Consider the following 20,648-nt stretch of genomic DNA (forward strand, 5'->3'; position numbering starts at 1 on the left):
AAGCGCGCGACTTCACGCCGGTGGACTCGGGACTCGGGACTCGGGACCGGAAGACCGGAAGAACGGAAGAACGGAAGAACGGAAGTTGGTAGAGCTTCAGGTTGCGACGCCACGCTCTTCCGAGTCCCGAGTCCCGAGTCCCGAGTCCCGAGTCCCGAGTCCCGAACCAGCACCAGCCTCAGCCTCAGCCGGCGCTGGCCTGCTGCAACGACGGCGTGCGCCAGCCGGCGCGCACGCCCCAGAAGTAGAAGCCCAGCGCGACCACGCCGACCACGATCAGGTCCGGTCCATAGGACAGGTAGCCATGCCCGCCGAAGGTGGTACTGCCGGCCCACGACAGCAGCGCGATGGTCGGCAGGTAGGCGATCAACCAGCTGGCGCCACGCAGGTGCCGGCCGAAATCCTCCCAGCCCTGGCGATGCTGGTAATACGCGTACACCGGCAGCGCCACCAGCATCAGCACGATGATCTCGCCGGTCAGCGGCCAGCGCGCCCAGTACAGCAGTTCGGTGGCCAGCACGAACGCGGCGGCGGCCAGCACCGGCAGGCCGAAGATGCGCAACGGGCGGTGCATCTCCGGCGCGTGGCGGCGCAGCGCCATCGCGCTGATCGGGCCGGTCAGGTAGGAGATGATCGTGGCCACCGAGATCACCGCGGCTAGCGTGCCCCAGCCGCGGAAGAAGAACAGGAACAGGTAGGACACCGCCAGGTTGAATAACATCGCCGGGCGCGGCACGCCCCAGTGCGGATGCAGCTTGCCCAGTACCGCCGGCAGCGTGCCGTTGCGCTCCATGCCGTAGATCATCCGCGCGGTGGTGGCGGTGTAGGTGATGCCGGTGCCGCTGGGGCTGACGAAGGCGTCCACGTACAGCAGCATCGCCAGCCAGTGCAGGTTGACGATGATCGCCAGCTGCGCGAACGGCGAGCGGAAATCGATGCCGTGCCAGCCGGCCTTGGCCAGCAGCTCCGGCGGCACCGCGCCGATGTAGGCCACCTGCAGGATCACGTAGATCACCGTGGCCAGCGCGATCGAACCGAGCACCGCGAACGGAATGCTGCGCCCGGGATCGCGCGCTTCGCCGGCCAGATTCACCGGACTCTGGAAGCCGTTGAAGCTGAACACGATGCCGGCGGTGGCCACCGCGGTCAGCACCGCCGCGAAATCGATCGTATGCGTGCCGCCATGCAGGCCGACGCTGAAATTCTCGCTGTGGAAACCGCTGGCGACCAGCGCGATGCCGGTCAGCGCCGGCACCACCAGCTTGAACACGGTGATCAGGCTGTTGGAGCGCGCGAACAGCTTCACGCTCCAGAAGTTCAGCAGGAAATACACCAGCACCAGCGCCGCGGCGATGTACAGGCCCGGCACCGATAGCTCGCCTGCGCCACCGGGCTGCTGCACGTACAGATCCTGCGCCCACTGCCACGGCCACGACGCCATGTACTGCACCGACGCCTCGGCTTCGACCGGGATCACCGACACGATCGCGATCCAGTTGGCCCAGCCGGCGATGAAGCCGACCAGCGAGCCGTGCGAGTAGTGGCTGTAGCGGACCATGCCGCCGGACTCGGGGAACATCGCGCCCAGTTCGGCGTAAGCCAGGGCGATGGTGGTAACGATCGCCGCGCCCAGCAGCCAGGCCCAGATCGCGCCGGGGCCGGCCAGCCCGGCGGCGCGCCAGGCGCCGAACAGCCAGCCGGAGCCGATGATCGAGCCCAGGCCGGTGAGCATCAGGGCGAATGGGCCGACATCGCGGCGCAAGGCAGTCTGGGTCATGGGAGGTTCCTGGCAGCGTCGGCAGCGGGAAACCGGGAATGATCGCAGATGCGGCCGGGGATCGCACGGCTTTGGGCGCGCGACTTGGGACTCGGGACTGGAAGAACGGAAGTCGGTAATGCCCCAGTTCGCGGCGTTACGCTTTTCCGAGTCCCGAGTCCCGAGTCCCGAAACTTCTTACGCAAGCTTTACGCCCCAACCGCATAGCGCAATAGCGCGCTTACGCGGCACGGGCCTACAGTCCGCAGCGTCCTTTCCGTTGGATGTGTTCCATGTCGATTCTGGTGATCCAAGGCCCGCACCGCGATGCGCCGGCCATTGCCGTTGCGCGGCGCCTGGCCGGGGCGTCCGGCGCCCAGCTGGTGCCGGTGGCCTGCGCCGATGCGGCGCAGATCGTGGCGCGGCTGCAGCAGGGCGCACGCGACGACACCGAACTGGTGCTGCTGGACTCCGGTGAGCTGCCGGCCGCGGACCTGGCCGATCACGGCGCGCACCTGCGCGAGGCGCTCGATGCGCTCGGTCATCCGTACATCGAAGTGCACGACGCCAGCGCACAGGCGCTGGAGCCGCTGCTGCATCCGCGCCACGCGCCGCTGCTGACCGTGATCGCCAATGGCGCGCTCGCCGACAGCTACGCGATCGCATTGGGCGTGGCGGCGCGCCACCTCGGCGCGCGCGCCGCGCTGGCCGGTTGAGGGCGCCGCCATGTCGATCCTGTTGTTGCGCGGCCCGGACAGTGTGGCCGGCCATCGCGGCCGCCCGGCGCGTATCGCGCCGCGGATGATGCGGCAATTGCTCGAACACGCCGGCCGCGCCGGCAAGACCCTGGCGGTGCGCGGCTGCGCAAGCGAGGCCGAACTGCTGCAGGCGCTGACCCAGGCCGACGCGGCGCGGGTGGAGATGCTGCTGCTGGATCCGGGCGCCTGCTCGGACAGCGCCGCCGCCGCCGCCGCGGTGGCGCGGCTGGGCCGGCCGTATGTGGAAGTGCACGACGATGCCTGCGACCAGCGCGAACCCTGCCTGTGCGCGGCCTCGCGGCAGCGCGTGGGGCAGGTCGGCGGCTACTGTGCGCAGAGTTATGCGCTGGCCTTGTCGATCGCGCTGGAACACCTGGGCTGCAACGGCTATGAAGGCGATGTCCACGTCGGCACCTGAGCGCGCGCGCCACTACCTGGCCGACTACGACGCCTACAGCTACGGTCAGCGCGTGGCCTGGGGCACGCTGGCGCACAGCTGGGACGCCACCGCGCCGCTGGACCCGCAACGCCTGCTGCAGCAGCTGCGCGCGCAGGCGGCGCAGCGGCACGGCGTGGACAGCGAGGAGATCCGCATCCGCAGCGTCAGCCGGCTGTAGCGCGCACGCGTGCAGCACGCATGTCGGCCGGTCGCGGAGCGACCGCAAGGCGACCGCATGCTGGCCACGCGCGGCGCCCACGGATCGATGCGATGGGCGCCCAGCCGTGGCAAGCGAGCCAGCGCGCTGCGGCGCGTAGGCGGCGTATCCGTCGACCGACGGGCTGCAGCTTCTGCGAACCGAAGCCGCGGCCGTCACGGCGTGGCTGGCATGCGGCGCGTCATGGCGCAGTTACGCGAACAGCGCAGCCAGCCGCGCCACCGCCGCCTCGGAGGCGGCGCGGTCCGGGGTGGCATCGGGATTGCCGAAATCGCCGTCGGCCTGCGCCTGCACCAGGATGCCGTCGGGGCGCGGCACCACGTTGAAGTTGTGGCCGCGGTAGACCAGCCCGTAAGTGACTTCCGGCTGCGGCACCAGCCGCGCGGTCTGTCCGCGCACCGGCACCAGGCTGTCGTCGCCGAGCAGGGCGCGCGCGCCATAGCCGGTGGCGTTGACCAGGGTCTTCTCGCGCAGGTCGGCGAACTGGCGCGGGCTTGCGAACTCGCGCGTCTCGATCTCGCCGCCGGCGGCGAGGAAGTCGTCCAGCAGCAGCCGCGCATAGGCGCTGATGTTGAATACCAGTTGCGTATAGCGGCGCACATGCGCCACCCGGAACGGATGCTGGCCTGCCGCCAGCGGCTGCGAGTGCGGGCCGAGGTCGGCCAGATACTGCGCCTCCAGCGGCGGGTAGTCGGGTTCGCCGTTGCCGCCATGGCCGCTGGGCTGGTCGAATGGCACATCCGACAGCACGTAGCCGTCGCGCCACTCGATCGGATCGCCGGGCAGGCCGAGCAGGTTCTGGTACATGTCGAACGAGGTGCGCGCCATCCGTTCCCAGCGCCGCCCGAACTCGGGCGTGGCGTAGGCGCTGCTGCACACCCGCGAATCCGGCGACCACACCCCGGTGGCGAAGGAGGAGCGCACTTCCGGCGGCCGCTCCCTGGCGGAGATGCGCACGCGCAGCCCGGCGCGCTGCGCGACCAGCGCGGTGGTCAGGCCGATCGCGCCGCAGCCGATCACCGCCAGCTGGGTCTGGCCGGTGGCGCGCGCCAGCTGCGTGGCGATCGCCGCCGACCCCCACGACAGCGACCAACCGCTGCCGCCATGGCCGTAATTGTGGATCACGGTCTTGCGGCCGATGCGCTCGGCCTCGATGCGCGGCCCCTGCGCGCGGAACGGACGCGTGCATGCGTGCAGCGCGACGATGCGGTCGGCGCTGGCGCGGATCGGCGCCAGCGGCGCAGGCGTCGCAAAGGCGGCGCTGAAAGCGGGCGTTGCGGGGAGGATCGGCCGGATCGGCGCTGGCTGCGGCAGCGCGGCATCGCGCCGCGGCTGCGCCAGTAGAGGACCGGTACCGAAGGCGGCGGCGGCCACTGCGCCGCTGCGCAGGAAATGTCGTCGGTGCATGCCGGGCTCCTGATCATGACGGCTGAAGTCTAAGCGAGCGTGTGCGCCCGCGTCGCTGCGGCATGCCCGCGGCAGGCGCACGGGCAGACTCGCGGCCGAACCGTCGCCGGCACCGAGGTTTGGCTCTGCCGATCCGAGCTTCCGTCCGCGCTCGCACGGTTTTGTCGCAAGGGGACTGGCGGCCTGCGCTGCCGCGGCTATTCTCGCGGCCATGTCACCGATCCCCGCCGCCATGTTTTCCAGCGTGTCCCTGATCCTCCGCCTGCTGTGCGCCTGGGTGGCGGCGGTGGTCGTCGCCGGCTTCGTCTGGAGCGGCCTGTTCTACGGCATGGAAAACCGGCCTGGCTGGTTCTTCGGCCTGCTGGCGATGCTGCTGATACTGTCGGCGCTGGCCGCCGGCATCACCCATCTGCGCCGGGTCTGGTTGATCGCCGGGCGGCTGGACAATGCCACCCTGTCCAGCCGCCAACGCCGCCAGATCGAGATCCCGCTGGGCACCCGCGAGGCGTTCGCGCTGGTCGCTGCGGCGGTGTGCGAACTGCCGCGCGTGGAGGAGATCGAGAGCACCGCCGACAGCCTGCAGGTGCGCGCCAAGGTGCGCCGCATCGACCCGTACAACGGCCGCACGCCGTCGCGCTGGAACCTGGCCGCGCGCTTGGCGGTGAAGCGCAACCAGGTGCTGGCGACGCTGACCCCCGGCGCCGGCACCAGCAGCCTGACCCTGCTGCTGGAACCGGACGCCAGCGCCTGGATCGACCTGTTCGCGGTCGACGAGGGCAGCAACTACGAGAACGCCGAGGCGCTGAGCCGCGCGGTGGCGCGCCGCGTGGCCGAGTCACGCCGCGACGAGCAGGCCGCCGCCAAGCAGGCGGCCACCGATCAGGAGCTGACCGTGGCCCGGCTGAATCTGCTGCACGCGCAGGTCGAGCCGCACTTCCTGTACAACACGCTGGCCAGCGCGCAGGTCCTGGCGCGCACCGATCCGCCGCGCGCCGACCTGATGCTCGGCTATTTGATCCAGTACCTGCGCCGCTCGCTGCCCAGCGCCGAGGACGCATTGAGTTCGCTCGGCGAAGAGCTGGAACGCACCCAGGCCTACCTGGAGATCCTCAAGATCCGCATGGGCGCGCGGCTGCAGCTGGAGTTGCAGGTGCCTGAGGCGATGAAGCCCCTGGCGCTGCCGTCGATGATGCTGCAGACCCTGGTCGAGAACGCGATCAAGCATGGCCTGGAACCCAAGCCCGGCGGCGGTACGGTCTGGATCCTGGCGCGCGCGTTCGACGACCACGTCACCCTCACCGTCGCCGACGACGGCCTGGGCTTCAACAGCCAGTCCAGCGGCACCGGCATCGGCCTGAAGAACCTGCGCGAACGCCTGCGCCTGACCTACGCCGGCGCGGCCACGTTCGCGATCGTGGCCAATTTCCCCAGCGGCGTGGCCGCGACGATCACCTTGCCGTGTCCGCCGTCGTCGCCTTCGCCGCCACTGCCGCTGCCGACTGGAGCCGGTCATGGTTGACGCCGTCATCGCCGAAGACGAGGAACTGCTGCGCAGCGCGCTGGTCGCCCTGCTCGGCGAGGTGTGGCCGCAGCTGCACATCGTCGCCGAGTGCGAAGACGGCGCCAGCGCGCTGGAGCGCCTGGCCGAGCACCAGCCGGACGTGGCCTTCCTGGATATCCGCATGCCCGGCCTGAGCGGCATCGAGGTGGCGCGCGCGCTGGGCGAACTGAGCCCGCGCACCCAGGTGGTGTTCGTCACCGCCTACGACCAGTACGCGATCGATGCGTTCGAGCAGGGCGCGGTGGACTATCTGCTCAAGCCGATCGTGCGCGAACGCCTGCAGGCGACCGTGCAGCGGCTGCAGGCGCGCGCCGCGCAAGGGCCGGACGTGGCGGTGCTGGATGCGCTGCTGCACCGCCTGGGGCAGCGCCCGGCAGCGCCCGCCGCGGCGCCGCCGCTGGCCTGGATCACCGCCAACAGCGGCCGCGAGACGCGGCTGATCCTGCTCGACGACGTGGTCTATTTCCAGGCCGACAACAAGTACACCACGGTGCTGACCCGCGATGGCGAGGCGCTGCTGCGCACGCCGCTGCGCGAACTGCTGGACGTGCTCGACCCGGCCGCGTTCCGGCAGATTCACCGTTCCACCATCGTCAACCTGAAAGCGGTGGCCTCGGTAGTGCGCGACGACACTGGCAAGGGCCGGATGAAGCTGCGCCACCGCGACGAAATGCTGACCGTCAGCCAGCCGTACATGAGTCTGTTCCGCGGCATGTAAGCGCCGCCTCCGCATCTGCGCACTGGAACAAGGAATCCGCCATGCGTCTGCTCTCCGCGCTGTGGTCGTGCCTGCTCAGCCTCGCCGGCTGTCAGGGCCACGCCACCCTCGACCTGTCCACCGACGCCCACCGCCAGACCGTGGTGCATGCCAGCGAGCGCGGCGTGGCGGTGATCTTCAGCCGCACCAGCTACCGCGGCGGGTTGGCCACGTTCCGCTGCGTGGACAGCCGCAGCGGGCGCTGCCACTACCAGGTCTACGCCGCCTGCGCGGCGCCGGTCGCGCCCGCCGGCAGCACTGCTGCGTGCGTGCCGCACCTGCTGCAGGAGTTCGACCTGCAGGTCGGCCAACGCCGTGAGGTCGGCGGCCTGCCGCGCGACTTCGGCCAGTGCGTCGCACCCGAGACCCCGGTCGCGGCGCAGCCGTGCATGCAGGGCTGAGGGAGGCTGGCGTCGAGGGATTGGGACCCCGCTACTGATACCGTCGCGGATCACAGTGCGCTCATCAGTCCGACTGCGTCCGAAGCCGGATAGCAGGATGGCTTCGTTCGTCGCGGCTGAAGCCGCTCCTACAGGTGTCTCGCTGCCGACGCGTTGAGTGCACTGTAGGAGCAACTGTCTTCTCATCCGATCACCTCACGCCATGGTGTGCGATCTCGTGCCATGGCGTTGAGTCGGATAAGCAGTACGCGCATGCATGCGGTGATGGCGACCTTGGCGGGCTTGCCGCGTGCCCGTAACTGTTGATAACGCTCCTTGAAGGAGGCTTGGGTGCGCACAACGCTCCAACAGGCCATGTACAGCACTCGTCGGATCGTGGCACGCCCGCCGCGGATGCGGCGTTTGCCGCAGTGCTGCCCGCTGTCCACGTTGTAGGGAGCCAGGCCGACCAGGGCCGCGATCTGGCGACGATCCAGCGTCCCCAGTTCGGGCAGATAGGCCATCAGGCTGGCGGTGGTGACCTCGCCGATGCCCGGGACCGTGCCCAGGGCGTGCGCCAGCGCATCGTCGAGCTGGCACCGCACCTGCTTGATCGCCTGGTTCATCCGCTGGATACGGCGGCGCAAGTCGCCGATCTGCTCGATCAGGCATGCGCGCACCATGGCCAGGGTCGCCTGATGCAACCGACGGCGCTCGTCGTCACGTTGCTGGACCAGTTGCTCGCGGCGCTGGACCAGCATGCGCAGTTGCTCACGCAAGGGATCGGGAACCGGCGCGGGCGCTTGCACCAGTTGAGCCATGCGCGCCAGCAAGGCCGCATCCAGCGGATCGGTCTTGGCGGTTGTGCCCAGGCCGTGGCGAAAGCGCGTGCCCGGCGCGGATTGATCCGGGTCACCGGGATCCCTGCCGTGGCCAGTGCCGTCATCACCGCCCGTTCGTAGCCGCCGGTGGCCTCCAGCAGCGCGTTGCCGACGCAGTGCCCGGCAAGGTGGTCGCACAGGCGCTGGTGGCCCTGGGCGGTATTGGGAAAGGACAGCAACTGGTCCAGGGGAAGCACGTGGACGGCCAAGGTGTCCTTGGCCACATCGATACCGATCCAAAGAGGCATAAGCGTTAGGTAGACTAAGGGACAGGAGAGAGCCACCTCGTCGCTGCCCACGCTTGTGAAGTTCGAGCGAACGCTCGTTCAACTGTTCGGGCTAGGCAACGAGGTCGATGTGCGGCCGCCCTGGCTCCTACACGTGCTGGAACACTGCGGCCTGTCGGCGTGCCGCACATCGCTCTCCACTCAAACTGTAAAGCAACCTCTAGACACAAGCGGCTTCAGCCGCGACATATCGCCGGGGCCGCTGAACTTCCTGCCAAGTGCAGCACGCACTCAGTAGCTCAGTAATCCACGCCTACCGAGAACAGCAGCGTGCGCGGGTCGCCCAGCGCCACCGCGCGCTGCAGGCCGCCGCTGTAGTAATCGTGGTCGAATACGTTCTTCAGGTTCAGCGCGTAGCGCCAGTGGCCCTGGCGATAGGTCAGGCCGGCATCGAACACCATATAGCCGGGAATGCGCTGGCCGTAGGCGGTCTTTTCGCCTTCGGCGCGGGCGCCGCCGCTGAAGGTCCAGCCGTCGTCCACGCCATGCGCGGCGTACTGCAGCCACAGCGAGCCGCTGTGCTTGGGCACGTTGTACAGGCGATCGCCGACGGTGGTGAGGCGCTGCGCGCCGTCGTCGGTGACCACCGCGTCGGTGTAAGCGTAGCCGGCGAACAGGCTGACCCCGCTGCCCAGGTCGGCGGCGGCGTTGAGTTCCATGCCGCGGCTGCGCTGCTCGCCGACCGCGATGCTGTAGCCGTCGTTGAACGGGTCGCTCTGCAGCACGTTGCGCCGGCGCAGGTCGTACAGCGCCATGCTCAGGCTGGTGCCTGCGTCCAGTTCCATCTTCAGCCCCAGCTCCACCTGGCGGCCGCGCTCGGGATCGAACTGCGCGCCCTGCGCGTCGGTGCCGACGTTGGGATAGAACGAGGTGGCGACGCTGGCATAAGGATGCAGCCCGCCGCCGGCATCGAACATCAGCGCCGCCGAGCCGGTGCTGGCGCTGGCCGCGTTGCGCGTGTCCACCCCGCTCAGGTCATCCTCGCTGCGGTTGCGGCTACGGTCGTGGCGCACGCCCAGCAGCAGTTGCCAGTCGGGCGTGAACTGGATGCGGTCGCGCAGATACAGGCCGCCGGAGCTCACCACGCTGAGGTTGTCGCGGCTGGGCGTGGACGGGCAGACGATCGCGCCGCCGTAGACCGGCGCGTACACGTTCAGCGTGCCGATCCGGCAGGTGGACTGCAGGTTCCATTCCCAGGTCTTGAACGCGTCCACGCCCGCGGTCAGCGTGTGCTGCCAGGCGCCGCTGGCGAAGCCGCGCTGCAGATAGGTGTCCTGCACCCAGGTGCGTCCGTCGTAATGCTGGTCGGTGGCGGTGCGGCGCAGCGTGCGCAGGTCGGCGGCCAGGCCATTGTTGGCGACGATGAAGCCGTCCAGTCCGAAGGCCTGCCAGCGCGCCGCGTGGTGCAGGGTCCAGCCGTTGTCGAAGCGATGGTCCAGCACGTAGCCGATGCGGCTCTGGTGGCTGTGGTACGGCGGCTGCGTGGGTTCGCCGGTGAACAGCGCGCGATCGATCTTGCCGTTGGGATTGGCCTCGGCGCTGCCTTCCCAGGGCAGGCCCTGCTGGCGGAGGTAGTCGCGTTCCTGGTAGCTGGTGAGGAGCACGAAGTCGGTGCGCGCGCCCAGGTCCAGCGACAGCGACGGAGCGATCCAGCGGCTGCGGAAATACACGTGATCGGTCGGGTCGTCGGCGTTCATCGCCAGGCCGTTGAGCCGCAGCGCGGTCTTGCCGTTGGCCGACAGCGGCTGGTTCAGATCGAAGCTGCCCTGCTGCAGGCCGTCGCTGCCGACGCCCAGTTCGGCGCGGCGCAGCGTGGTCGCTTCGGGGCGCTTGCTGACCAGGTTGACCAGCCCGCCCGGCAGCACCTGGCCGTACAGCAGCGAGGCCGGACCTTTCAGCACTTCCACCTGCTGCATGCCGAACAGCTGCTCGGCGACGCGGTTGTCGGAGGCGGTGCGCAGGCCATCGACAAACAGCGAATGGGAGGCGGTCTGGCCGCGGATGATCAGGTCGTCCCAGCCGCGCCGGCCGTAGGTGTTGGCGACCACGCCGGACACGTTGTGCAAGGCATCGGCCAGGGTCTGCGCCTGCTGGCTGTTCAGCAGCGCGCGCGGCACCACGGTGATCGAGAACGGGGTCTGCGCCAGCGGCGTGTCCGACTTGTCGGACTGCGCCGGGGCGGTGCTGCGGAAGCCATTGTCGGCGGCCTCGGCGCGGACCTGCACCGCCGGCAATGCGGTGGCCTGTGCGGCGTCGGTGGCGTTGGCCGTGCGCGCGGCAGTGGCAGCCGCCATGCCGAGCAGGCAGGCGAGCGGAAGGGGATGCAGGTTCATCGCGACCGTGGGGTGGGGAAGGGGCTAATCGAGAATGATTATATTTCGCGAAGTGGCGATTGCGAAGCCTCGCCCATCGGTGTGGCATGCAGGCGGTCGTCGCCGGGGCATGCCGTCGCTGCCGAACGCCCTGGCAATGCGCTGCACGGGGCCATCCGTGGTTGGCGTCGAACTGGCGCCTTGCGCAAGCCTGAGGCCAGCGCAAGGCCGCCCGTGGTGTGCTCAGGCAGCGGTCATGCGAGACCTTCAGCTGACACTGCGGCTGCGCGTGTACGTTGGCTGTGTACGACTACGTGCCGGCGTACCGGCCGTGCGCCGCCGCGATCGCCGCATTGGCCGGATCGCGCGGGGGCTTTGGCGCAGGCCGCTACTAACCGTGTTCCAGAACCGCCAGCCCGAAGCCGCTGCGGCCATAGTCGTTGCCGTTGTAGAGCATGTAGCGCTCGCCCTCGTGATCGAACACGAAGGGATACTCGATCATCTGCGAATCCCAGCCGCTGGGAGAGGGCGCGATTCCCGCCAGATGATCCAGTCGCTGCCAGCGCACGCCGTCGGCGGACTCGGCGTAGCCGATGCGATAGGCGCTGCCGCGACAGGAGTACCACATGCGCCAGCGGTCGGGGTCGCGGATCACGCAGGGGCGGGAGATGGCGTACTCCGCGGCGTCGGCATAGTCGATCGCGACATCGCCGTTGCGGCGCCAGGCGATACCGTCGTCGGACTCGGCGTACTTGAGATGATAGCGGTGTCGCGGCTTGCCGTCGTGCAGCTCCCAACCGGTGCAGGACAGGTACCACATGCGCCACAGATCCTCGCCCGGCAGCACGCAGCAGCTTGCGCAGAAATGCGGTTCGGTGGCCGAGCGGTCGACGATCGGCCCGGGCAAGTGGCGCGCGAACGGCTGTTCGGCTCCCGCGGCGATCGCCAGGCCGATTGAATTGCGGAAGGGCACGGTCACGCCGAGGTTCCATCCGATGTAATACAGGAACCGCTGCCCGCGATGCGTCGCCAGCCAGGTCGCCATCGCGCCGCTGTCGTCGAACTCGCCCAGAGCGCCCGGCTGCAGGACCGGTGCGGTGGCGGCATCGAGGATGCGCTGGGGGTGGCGGAGATCGATGACGACGTAGGAGGTGAAACTGCGATTTGCCGCGTCGCGGCTGCTGAAATAGATCCGATAGCGGTCGCTGTCGCCGAGGCGCTCGGCGATCGGTACGGCGGCGTAGGCGTGCAGCCAGGAGGTCTGGCCACTCGCGCTGAAGACCAGCCCCAGTTTCTTCCAATACGCCGCCATCGGTACTCCCCGTGTCAGATGCGGCCGCCGCCGCGCGTTGCCGTGCGCGACCAGCGACTCAGCCAAGCGCGCGCGTAAAGACGTCCACCACCCGATCCTGCTGGGCTGCGCTCAGTCCTGTCCACAGCGGCAGCCGCAGCAGGCGCCTGGACTGGCGCTGGGTGATCTCCAGCTGTCCCGCGGCCCGGCCGTAACGCTTGCCCGCGGGCGAGTCGTGCAGCGGCACGTAGTGGAAGACCGATCCGATGCCCTGTGCGCGCAGCGTCTCCAGCACATGTTGCCGATCGGCCTGCGGATGCAGCAGGACGTAGTACATATGCGCGTTGTGCTGGCACTCGTCCGGGATGATCGGGCGGCGGATCGCGCCGCTGTCTTCGAGCGATTGCAGCGCGGCGTGATAACGCTCCCAACTGCGCAACCGATCCTGGGTGATGCGTTCGGCTTCTTCCAACTGCGCCCACAGGAAGGCGGCGGTCAATTCGCCTGGCAGGAACGAAGAGCCGACATCCTGCCAGGTGTACTTGTCCACTTCGCCGCGGAAGTAGCGGCTGCGGTCGGTGCCCTTCTCGCGGATGACCTCCGCGCGTTGCGCCAGCGCGGTATCGCGCATCAGCAGAGCACCGCCTTCGCCACTGATCACGTTCTTGGTTTCGTGGAAACTGTAGGCCCCGATATCGCCGATCGCGCCAAGCGCGCGGCCCTTGTAGCTGGCCATCACCCCCTGCGCCGCATCTTCGACCACGCTGAGCCCGTGGCGTGCGGCGATGTCCAGGATGCTGTCCATCTCGCAGGCAACACCGGCATAGTGCACCGGCACGATGGCGCGGGTGCGGGCGGTGATGGCGGCTTCGATCAGGCGCTCGTCCAGGTTCAGGGTGTCTTCGCGGATATCGACGAACACCGGGATGCCACCGCGCAGCACAAAGGCGTTGGCGGTGGAAACGAAAGTGTACGAAGGCATGATGATTTCGTCGCCCGGCTGGATGTCCAGCAGCAAGGCGGCCATTTCCAGCGCGGCCGTGCACGAGTGGGTCAGCAGCGCGCGCGCGCCGGTGCGCTTGTGCAGCCAGTCGTGGCAGCGGCGGGTGAACGGGCCATCGCCGGCAAGGCGGCCGTTGAAATGCGACTCGGCGATGTAGGACAGCTCCTTCCCGGTCATGTGCGGCCAGTTGAAGGGGATGGAATCGTTGCTCATGCGATACGTGTCCGCGGTCCGGGAAGAGGCATCTGCGTGAAACGGGTCGGTGTGGCCATGCGCTGTCACCTCGCCGCCGCGCATCGCTGGCGGCTGGCCAGCAACGCGCCGGCCTGCCACCCCTGCAATTGCGCTGGTTCGCCTGTCAGGCGCTGCCTGCAATACAGGTCCAGCCACTGCAGGCGTTGCTCGTTGGCGACGATCGTCACCCCTTCGCTTCGTTGCAGCAGGCGCACGAATCCGCGTCCGGCGCGGTCTTCGTGCCTGGCAACGGAGTTCGGCACCAGCGTGAAGGCGCCCAGTGCGTAAAGCCGATAGCGGGCGTGTGCGTCGGCACCACTCAGCGGCTGGTACACGGCCTCGAAAGGAAAGGTGGCGCCCCACACCACGACAGATCCATGCGGAAGCGATGCGAGATCGCCGCGTGCCTGCGCGTCCGCGCGCCGCGCGGTCTGCCACGCGCCGGCCGCCAGCCAGACGTTGGCCAAGGCCGCCAGTGCCACGATGGCCAGGATCGCAGGACGCTTCCTGGTCTGCAGCGCGGTGCCGAACAGCAACGGCGCGATCGTCAACAAGGCGATCAGCGGGATGTACACGCGCAAGACACCGGGCCGGCCAAGCAGCCCCATCGTGAACACGGCCGAGACGCAAACAAGCCAACTGGCCGCCACCCTGCGCTTGGGGAGCAGCACGCCGAGCAGCAACGCGGCAATCAGCGACGGCAGCAGGTTGGGATGCCAGAGCGCGCGGATGCCTTGCCAGCCGGCGCTCAACCCGTTCTCGCGCAGCGCAAGCGCGCCGGCTTCCGCCAGCATGGCCTTCAACGCGGTCGGATCGGCCAGTTGCGGGTCGGGGAAGAACCAGCGACTCAGCAGGTCGATGTCGTTGGTCGTATAGGCGTGGCGTGCCAGGATGTCGGGACGGGTCTTGAGGTAGTCGCCGGCGCCGAAATCGGTGAATGCGGCCCGGGCCAGATTCAGATCGTTGAAATCCTTCCATTCCGGCGTGGCGTACGCATTGCGGTCCAGCAGCGCAGCGGCAAGCAGCGCGAGACAAAGCGCGGCGGCGGCCCAGCGCGGAGCACGTGCTTGCGTCAGTGCGCGCCAGGGCAGCAGCGGCAGGGCGATCAACAGCACCAGCAGGAATTCATGGCTGCGCACCATGCAACTCAGGAACAGCAGTGTCGTGCCGAGCCACAGCGCCTGGGCGCGTCCTGCGTGGGCGTAGAGGCGCAAACACACGACCGCAGCCACGGCCAATAGCCCGGCGTTAACGGTGAACTGCGGGAGCAGCAGCGGGCGTGCCAGCGTCAGCAGTACGATGCCGGCCGCCAGTGGCCAGCCGTTGCCGAGGCGCCGCAGGCTGTACAGCAAGGTCGTTGCGACCAGAACCAGCACGGCGAATGTCGCCAGCGTATAGCCATCGATGCCACCCGGCGTGGGCAACAGGCGCACGATGTACCCCCAGACGACATTGGAGAACACCAGATTGGGCGAGCCGACGGCGGCCATGCCGTAGCCATGCGCCAACATCGCCATGCCGACATCGTCATTGGTTTCCCAACGCGGCGGACAGGCGGCACAGACCGCCAGCACCGACAGCAAGACCATCAGCGCCACCACAAGCCATCGATACCGCTCGGCGAAGCGTGGGCGGGCCAGCGGCTCAGCCACGGGCGGCAACCACGGTGCCTGCCATGATCAAGGCAACGCCGGCCAGCCGTTGCGGCGTCAGCGGCTCGCTCAGCAACCAGCCGCTGAGCAACAGCACGATGACGAAATTCAGGCTCATGAAAGGGTAGGCGTGGCTGAGTTCGAAGCGGGTCATCGCCGCCATCCATGCCAGCGAGGCCAGGAACGCTGCGGCGAAGCCAGAGAAGATCGCCGGGTCGAACAGCAACGACACCAGGAATTTGAGCTTGTCGAACGCCTCGGCAGGCAGCGGACCCAGCTTGGCGATCCGCCATTTCAGGATCAACTGGCCGTACACGGTGAACACGATCGTGGCGGCGATATACAGATAGTCCAGGGGCCGTGGCGGCATCAGCAAGGCTCCGGCTGTGCGGCAGTCGCTCTGCGCTCGGCCAGGCCGGCGATGCGACCCGGCGCATCCTGTGCAGGCGTGCGTGTCATATCTTTCTCAGCCGTGTGCTGGGGACCGCGGAGCGCTCGGTGGCGGCGCCGATATACAGACCTTCCTGCTCGGCGTCGCCCAGCAGCAGGGCGCCGGCGCCGACCACGGTTTTGGCGCCGATGCGGATGTGGTCGCGCAGCGTCGCGTTCACCCCGATGAAGCATTGCTCGCCGATCTCCACGCCGCCGGACACGACGATGTGCGAAGCGAGGAAGCAGTGGCTGCCGATGTTCGAGTGATGGCCGATATGGTTGCCGCTCCACAGCGTGACGTTGTCGCCGATCTGCACGAACGGCTGGATGGTGTTGTCTTCGAGCAGGAAGCAGTTGTCGCCGATCCGGCCGTCGTTGAGGACGGTGGCATGCGAGCTGACATAGCTGGCGCAACGGTAACCGGCCGCCTTGGCGGCGAGGTACTTCTCCTTGCGTATCGCATTGAGCTTGGAGTAGCTCAGCGCGATGAACATCGCGTTGCGCTCGGGCGGGTAGGCGTCTGCGAGTTGCGCGTAGGCCACCACCGGCAAGCCACAGAAATGGCTGTCGGTGATGTAGTCGGCATCGATGGTGAACGCCACCACTTCGTAGTCCGAGTCGGTGCTGAAGTAATAGTGTGCCAGTTGCGCGATGTCGCCTGCGCCGAAGATGACCAGCGGTTGCTTGCTCATGGTGCTTTTCTCACCAGTATCGTGAATTCGTACAGGCTGTAATCGTGGAGCAGCGCGACATTGCGTGAATAACGCCGCTTGCAAAGATCGAAGGACTGGCAGGGATCGGCGTAGTGGAGATGCGCGCGCATGCGCTCGCGGTCGGAATAGCTGGTCAGGCAGTTGAACGCGAAGCCGGCGCGGCTGGTGCGGTCCAGCACGTCCAGCGTCGCCTCCACGTAGGATTGCCAGCGCGCCGGATCGTGGCCGAGGCGGACATTGAAAATGCCGCTGGCCATGCCGTAGTCGGCAATCCGGTCGGGTTCTGCGGCGACCACGAATCTGGCGTTGGGCTGCGCGGCGTGTCGCGTGGCCGCGGCCGCCACCATGTCGGCGGAGACGTCGAAGCCGGCATAGTCCACGCCGGCGTGGCGCGCGCGCAGGTAGTCGTAGAGCGCGGCATAGCCACAGCCCAGGTCGTTCACCGAAAACGCGCCGTCGCCGCCGATCAGCGTGCACAGCTGGGCGAAGCGCAGGGCCTGGCCGTCCTCGCCGTTCCAATCCACGCCGCGCGCGGTCTGCCCGTGCTGGGCGAGCTTGTCGCTGTAGTAGCCAGCGACATCGGCGAGCAGCTCAGTCGTGTCGTTGTGCATGGATCCGCCTTACGATCGTATAGGGGCGCTGCTTGGTTTCGGAAAAGATCTTCGACAGGTAAATGCCGATGACGCCGATGAAGGAGATGATCATGCCACCCAGCAGCCAGATCGACGCCATCACCGAGGTCCAGCCGCTGAGCGGTCGTTCCAGGAACGCCCAATGCACCATCAGGTAGGCGATATAGACCAGCGCCATCAGCGAAATTGCCACGCCGACATAGAAGATGCTGACCAATGGCGCATTGCTGAAAGAGGTGACCGAGTTCACCAGCAGCGACAGCTTGCGGCGCAGCGTATACGTGGTCTGGCTGGTGCTGTGCTTGGCGACCGCATGCGGCTGCTGCCGGAAGCCGGTGATATGCCATAACCCGGCCATGAACACTTCGCGTTCGCGATGCTGCACCAGCGCCTGTACATAGCGCTGGCGCATCAGGCGTGCGGTGACCACGTTTTCGGGCAATGCCATGCCGGTCAGCAGTTTGAACGCGCGATAGAACCACTGCCCGCTCCAGCGCTCGAACGCGCTGCCTTTGCGTTGCGTCTGCACGCCGTAGACGACATCGGCCGCGTGATCCTGCAGGGCGTGGCTGAACGCTGCCAGCCACTCCGGTTCTTCTTCCAGGTCGCTGTCGATCAGGAACACCCGTTCGCCGGTGGCGTGGGCCAGGCCGGTCATCATCGCCTTGTGGTGACCGAAGTTGCGCGACAGGTCCACCACCACGACATGCGGATCGGCCTCGCTCAAGCCCACCGCCAGCTCCAGGCTCTGATCCGGAGAGCCGTCGTTGACCAGGACGATCTGGTAATCGTCCGCCACCAGACGCTGTGCCGCAAGGCTGGCGCGCCGATGGAACTCCGCCATGTAGGGGGCTGACTGGTACAGGGTGGTGACGATGGACAGTTTCATGGGCGCACGCGTCTCATGTATTTGTGAGCCTCGGCGCCGCAATTGAAGAGCAGGTCGAGGATGCTCACGCCGTGCACGAAGTCGCCCCACAGCTGCGGGTATTCGGGATAACCGGCATAGTCGAACCAGGCCAGCGCGATGCCGTACTGCCGGAACACATCTTCGTCGATGTAGGTTTTTGCCGCCGGCCCGGAAATATAGGTGGTCGCGCCCACTTTCGCGCACAGGTCGGCCAGGCGTTCGGTTTTGCCGTCGAGCAACGCGTAGTCGGACGAACTCCTGAACACGGTCGGTATCTTCAGGTAGCCGCAGATCGCTTCCAGGAAGCGCCGGTTCATCTGCGAAAGATGGGTATGGGGCTGAAGGTAGAGCGGTTGCAGCCAGGCGGCGATCTCATCGAAGTGCGGGGCGCGGCGATAGTTCTGCGCGAGCGCGCGCCAGTGCAGTTCGGCCCATTCGGGTCCGTCCAGTTCGGTGTCGGCAATACGCTGGTGATACTTGCCCTTGCTCAGCACCGGTACGCTCAACCATTGCACGCCCTGCGGGGTCTTGATCTGGTTGCGGTTGCGCCAGTCGCGACGTGTGTACTGCATGTCGTCATAAAGAACGAATTCGTCGACGGCGGCGATCAGGTCGAAATAGCCCTTCCACGGAATATAGTTGGACTGCAGGATGGCGACTTTCTTGGTCACGGATGGGGCCTCGGTGTGCGGCTGAACAGCTCGTATCCGCCCGCGACGGCGAATGCCCGGCGGTAGCCTGCGGCACCGAGCTGCGCTGCGATGACCGCGTGGCGATCGGCATCGGTACGAACCAGGACATGCGCCGGTCCGTTCGCTGCGGCGATCGTGGCGCGGAAGGCATTCTCCGCTTCCGGGGTGGCGGCATTGCGGTACAGGTAGGCTGCGGTGTCCTGCCTTTGCTGGAACGAAATGCGCGCCGGTACGCTGCTCATCATGAGGCCAAGATAGTCTTCGCGCACGACGTACTGCGGAAAGCGCGAGGACAGCAACAGCACGTTGCTGGCGATTTCGACCGGGGCCAGCATCGAACCCGGCGCGGCCCCCTGCACCAGCTGCTGCGCGCAGATCCTGTCCGCCGTGCCGATCTTGTAGCCGGGCAGCGCGAGCGTTGCGCCGTTGTCGTGGCGCAGCACCGAGGTCGGCCCGATCGTCGCCGCGATGCCGGCGGCGACCAGGCACAGACCCGCCCAGATCGGGCCGCGGCGGCCGGCATTGGCGAGCGGCGCCAGCGCCAGCGCGGCGAGCAGCGGAAATGGAAGCAGGTAGAACATGCGCCAATAGATGTTCTCGGTGGTGAGGTGCAGCATGACCAGGTGCGACACCCACGGATTCAGCAGCAGGACGCACAGCGTCGCCACCCAGGTGGCGAAAAAGCGGCGATACGGCGAGAACGCCAGGACCAGCGCCAGGGACGCCACGAACAGTACCGGCGTCAGTGGGTAGTCGGGATTCACGATCAGGCGCAGCTGATCGGCGAACGACGTTGGGAATCCCGCGTTGATCTGGCTTCTCGCCGCGATGTTGTCCACCGCGTAGAAGCGAAACGCGATCGCCATCAGCACCACCGGCGCCAGGCAGGCACCGTAGCGCAGCGCCGCCAGCCATGCCGCGGTCGAGGCAAATGCTCTGGATTCCTGCACGTGGACCGCCAGTGCCAGGGTCAGCGCCAGGAACGGCAGGAACACCATCGCCGTGGGTGTGGCGGCGGCCATGCCCACGCCCACCGCGGTGAGGATCAGCCAGCTGCACGGCTGCGGCTGGCGCAGATAGCGCAGCGAGAAATAGATCCACGCGGGCACGCCCACGGACAGGAACATGTACTTGCCATGGAAGGCGCGCGCGATGCTCAGGTTGCCGTAGGCGCGATGGGTTTCCCCCAGCGCGAGCAGCAACAGCAGGTAGAAGACGCCGCACAGCAGGATCGTGCGCGGCCGCGTCTCGAACGCTCCGATCAGGACGATCGCGGCCGCGCACATCAAAAAGCCGACGATTCCCGGGAATAGCACGTGATATACGGCCAGATACGGAACGCCGCCGAGCCAGGAAAGGGCGGCCTGGGTGAGTTCGTAGTAGGGAAAGACGCCGGAGTTGGGAGTGCGCTCCAGGCCTGCCAGCCAGTTCACGCTGGTGTCGATCGGCGCATCGGGATGTTCGACGTAGTAAACCGCCTTCGGAACGTAGATGGAGTCGTCGATATCCGGGCGATTGATCGACATCGCCAGCCAGCCGCCGGCCAGGGCAAGCGCGATCGCCCCGGCCAGGTGCAAGCGCTGCCCAGGTTGGCGCAGGCGCCGATAGCCGCCAATCACCTGCATCGCCGTCGCCGACAGCGTCGCAACCGCCAAGCCGCCGATCAGCACTGCGACGACGGAGAAGCGCAGCGATAGCCGCTGCGCGAACATCAGCGACGCTACGGACGTGGCCAGGAAAATCGCAAATGACGCAAGGCACGCCGCAAGGATTTCATGACTCTTGTGCATGAAACTGGCACGGTTGTGCTGGTGCTGAGGGGTTGCCACTTCGGCTCGGAGTCCAGGAGAGGGGAGGCGTCGGGGCCGTGCGTTCCTATGTATCCATGCGGCCGTCGGACGTCGTGGCTATGCCGGCCCGCGTCCCCATCACGCATCTTACCGTCATGCAATGGAGTTGTCGGGGAGTTGGCAAATTCAGTTGACGCCGCCGCCGCCGGGCTGGTTCTGGCGGCATGGGCCGTCGCTGCCGGTGCAGTGGGGCGGGGCCGCTCCGCACGGGAGTCGTGCAAGCGCGGAGGCAGGGCGTTGCGCCTGGCGAACGGGACGCTGGCATCGGCCGCGCTGCAATGGCGGTCCGGCGGCGTCGGGCGCAGCGCCGCTGCGGCTGCGCGCCTGCTGGCCGTGCAGCGCTGGACCCGGCATGGCGGTAATCGAGCGCGGCGTCGGTGCCGGCGATGCCGCACGACGCTGCCGTGCGCGTTCATTCCAGCGCTGCTGCATGGCGCAGCGCGGACTGAGCGTTGCTCGCATGTTCCTTGGAACCCGCGGCATC

19 protein-coding genes and 1 pseudogene are annotated in these 20,648 nt (G+C 67.7%); 6 read left to right on the forward strand and 14 right to left on the reverse strand.

The features are described 5' to 3' along the window. Positions 1 to 184 precede the first annotated feature (184 nt). Positions 185 to 1,777 carry an APC family permease gene (locus tag ISN38_RS12340; protein ID WP_058361737.1) on the reverse strand — a complete coding sequence of 531 codons (1,593 nt, stop codon included), beginning with the start codon at positions 1,775 to 1,777 and terminating at the stop codon, positions 185 to 187. 272 nt (positions 1,778 to 2,049) lie between these two features. Between ISN38_RS12340 and ISN38_RS12345 the strand changes: the two genes are divergently transcribed. Genes ISN38_RS12345 through ISN38_RS12355 form a run of 3 tightly spaced genes read left to right on the forward strand, consistent with a single transcriptional unit; the run spans position 2,050 to position 3,131 of the window. Beyond that, positions 2,050 to 2,472 (forward strand): hypothetical protein, encoded by a 423-nt coding sequence (locus ISN38_RS12345; protein ID WP_003465756.1) that lies wholly within the window; start codon positions 2,050 to 2,052, stop codon positions 2,470 to 2,472. Between the two features lie 10 nt (positions 2,473 to 2,482). After that, positions 2,483 to 2,932, forward strand: coding sequence for a type II 3-dehydroquinate dehydratase (locus ISN38_RS12350; protein ID WP_003465753.1), 450 nt, complete (start codon positions 2,483 to 2,485; stop codon positions 2,930 to 2,932). Beyond that, the gene (locus ISN38_RS12355; RefSeq protein WP_038236538.1) at positions 2,913 to 3,131 is read left to right on the forward strand and encodes a hypothetical protein; all 219 of its coding nucleotides are present in this window, start codon (positions 2,913 to 2,915) and stop codon (positions 3,129 to 3,131) included. Before ISN38_RS12350 ends, ISN38_RS12355 begins: the two co-directional genes overlap by 20 nt. A gap of 231 nt (positions 3,132 to 3,362) precedes the next feature. Here ISN38_RS12355 and ISN38_RS12360 read toward each other — a convergent pair whose 3' ends face one another. After that, on the reverse strand, positions 3,363 to 4,577 hold the full coding sequence (locus ISN38_RS12360) for an FAD-dependent oxidoreductase (RefSeq protein WP_058363651.1): 1,215 nt from the start codon (positions 4,575 to 4,577) through the stop codon (positions 3,363 to 3,365). A 232-nt stretch (positions 4,578 to 4,809) separates the two neighbouring features. Between ISN38_RS12360 and ISN38_RS12365 the strand changes: the two genes are divergently transcribed. The 3 genes from ISN38_RS12365 to ISN38_RS12375 are packed head-to-tail and all read left to right on the forward strand — an operon-like array spanning position 4,810 to position 7,296. Continuing rightward, complete coding sequence (locus ISN38_RS12365) at positions 4,810 to 6,096, forward strand: sensor histidine kinase (RefSeq protein ID WP_047325354.1); 1,287 nt, start codon at positions 4,810 to 4,812, stop codon at positions 6,094 to 6,096. Next, entirely contained in the window at positions 6,089 to 6,856 is a 768-nt protein-coding gene (locus tag ISN38_RS12370) for a LytR/AlgR family response regulator transcription factor (RefSeq protein WP_003465743.1), read from the forward strand. The genes ISN38_RS12365 and ISN38_RS12370 overlap by 8 nt, the downstream gene beginning before the upstream one ends. A 41-nt stretch (positions 6,857 to 6,897) precedes the next feature. Then, the gene (locus tag ISN38_RS12375; protein ID WP_003465741.1) at positions 6,898 to 7,296 is read left to right on the forward strand and encodes a hypothetical protein; all 399 of its coding nucleotides are present in this window, start codon (positions 6,898 to 6,900) and stop codon (positions 7,294 to 7,296) included. Between the two features lie 182 nt (positions 7,297 to 7,478). On the opposite strand, the gene ISN38_RS12380 is transcribed toward ISN38_RS12375, so the two are convergent. The 12 genes and pseudogenes from ISN38_RS12380 to ISN38_RS12430 form a co-directional block, all read right to left on the reverse strand. Then, entirely contained in the window at positions 7,479 to 8,096 is a 618-nt protein-coding gene (locus tag ISN38_RS12380; RefSeq protein ID WP_425509970.1) for a transposase, read from the reverse strand. Positions 8,097 to 8,212: 116 nt separating this feature from the next. Beyond that, positions 8,213 to 8,404 (reverse strand): annotated as a pseudogene (locus tag ISN38_RS20855) (IS110-like element ISMae40 family transposase); the annotation flags it as partial. Positions 8,405 to 8,682: 278 nt separating this feature from the next. After that, a complete protein-coding gene (locus tag ISN38_RS12385) occupies positions 8,683 to 10,776 on the reverse strand; it encodes a TonB-dependent siderophore receptor (RefSeq protein ID WP_206711834.1) in 2,094 nt (697 codons plus the stop codon). 370 nt (positions 10,777 to 11,146) lie between these two features. Next, positions 11,147 to 12,133 carry a glycoside hydrolase family protein gene (locus tag ISN38_RS12390; protein WP_230940992.1) on the reverse strand — a complete coding sequence of 329 codons (987 nt, stop codon included), beginning with the start codon at positions 12,131 to 12,133 and terminating at the stop codon, positions 11,147 to 11,149. Beyond that, positions 12,126 to 13,262 (reverse strand): dTDP-4-amino-4,6-dideoxygalactose transaminase, encoded by a 1,137-nt coding sequence (gene rffA / locus ISN38_RS12395; RefSeq protein WP_058196447.1) that lies wholly within the window; start codon positions 13,260 to 13,262, stop codon positions 12,126 to 12,128. Before rffA ends, ISN38_RS12390 begins: the two co-directional genes overlap by 8 nt. Positions 13,263 to 13,327: 65 nt before the next feature. After that, on the reverse strand, positions 13,328 to 14,935 hold the full coding sequence (locus ISN38_RS12400) for a hypothetical protein (RefSeq protein WP_241753938.1): 1,608 nt from the start codon (positions 14,933 to 14,935) through the stop codon (positions 13,328 to 13,330). Beyond that, entirely contained in the window at positions 14,928 to 15,305 is a 378-nt protein-coding gene (locus tag ISN38_RS12405; protein WP_003465732.1) for an EamA family transporter, read from the reverse strand. The genes ISN38_RS12400 and ISN38_RS12405 overlap by 8 nt, the downstream gene beginning before the upstream one ends. An 85-nt stretch (positions 15,306 to 15,390) precedes the next feature. Continuing rightward, positions 15,391 to 16,059, reverse strand: coding sequence for an acetyltransferase (locus tag ISN38_RS12410; RefSeq protein ID WP_003465731.1), 669 nt, complete (start codon positions 16,057 to 16,059; stop codon positions 15,391 to 15,393). Further along, entirely contained in the window at positions 16,056 to 16,691 is a 636-nt protein-coding gene (locus ISN38_RS12415) for a methyltransferase domain-containing protein (protein WP_039008022.1), read from the reverse strand. The genes ISN38_RS12410 and ISN38_RS12415 overlap by 4 nt, the downstream gene beginning before the upstream one ends. Then, complete coding sequence (locus ISN38_RS12420) at positions 16,672 to 17,601, reverse strand: glycosyltransferase family 2 protein (RefSeq protein ID WP_058363645.1); 930 nt, start codon at positions 17,599 to 17,601, stop codon at positions 16,672 to 16,674. Before ISN38_RS12420 ends, ISN38_RS12415 begins: the two co-directional genes overlap by 20 nt. Then, entirely contained in the window at positions 17,598 to 18,293 is a 696-nt protein-coding gene (locus ISN38_RS12425; protein ID WP_003465728.1) for a WbqC family protein, read from the reverse strand. Before ISN38_RS12425 ends, ISN38_RS12420 begins: the two co-directional genes overlap by 4 nt. Beyond that, positions 18,290 to 20,104 (reverse strand): DUF6077 domain-containing protein, encoded by a 1,815-nt coding sequence (locus ISN38_RS12430; RefSeq protein ID WP_222936936.1) that lies wholly within the window; start codon positions 20,102 to 20,104, stop codon positions 18,290 to 18,292. Before ISN38_RS12430 ends, ISN38_RS12425 begins: the two co-directional genes overlap by 4 nt. Between the last annotated feature and the right edge of the window lie 544 nt (positions 20,105 to 20,648).

It is taken from the genome of Xanthomonas translucens pv. undulosa (assembly GCF_017301775.1).
Lineage (GTDB): Bacteria > Pseudomonadota > Gammaproteobacteria > Xanthomonadales > Xanthomonadaceae > Xanthomonas_A > Xanthomonas_A translucens.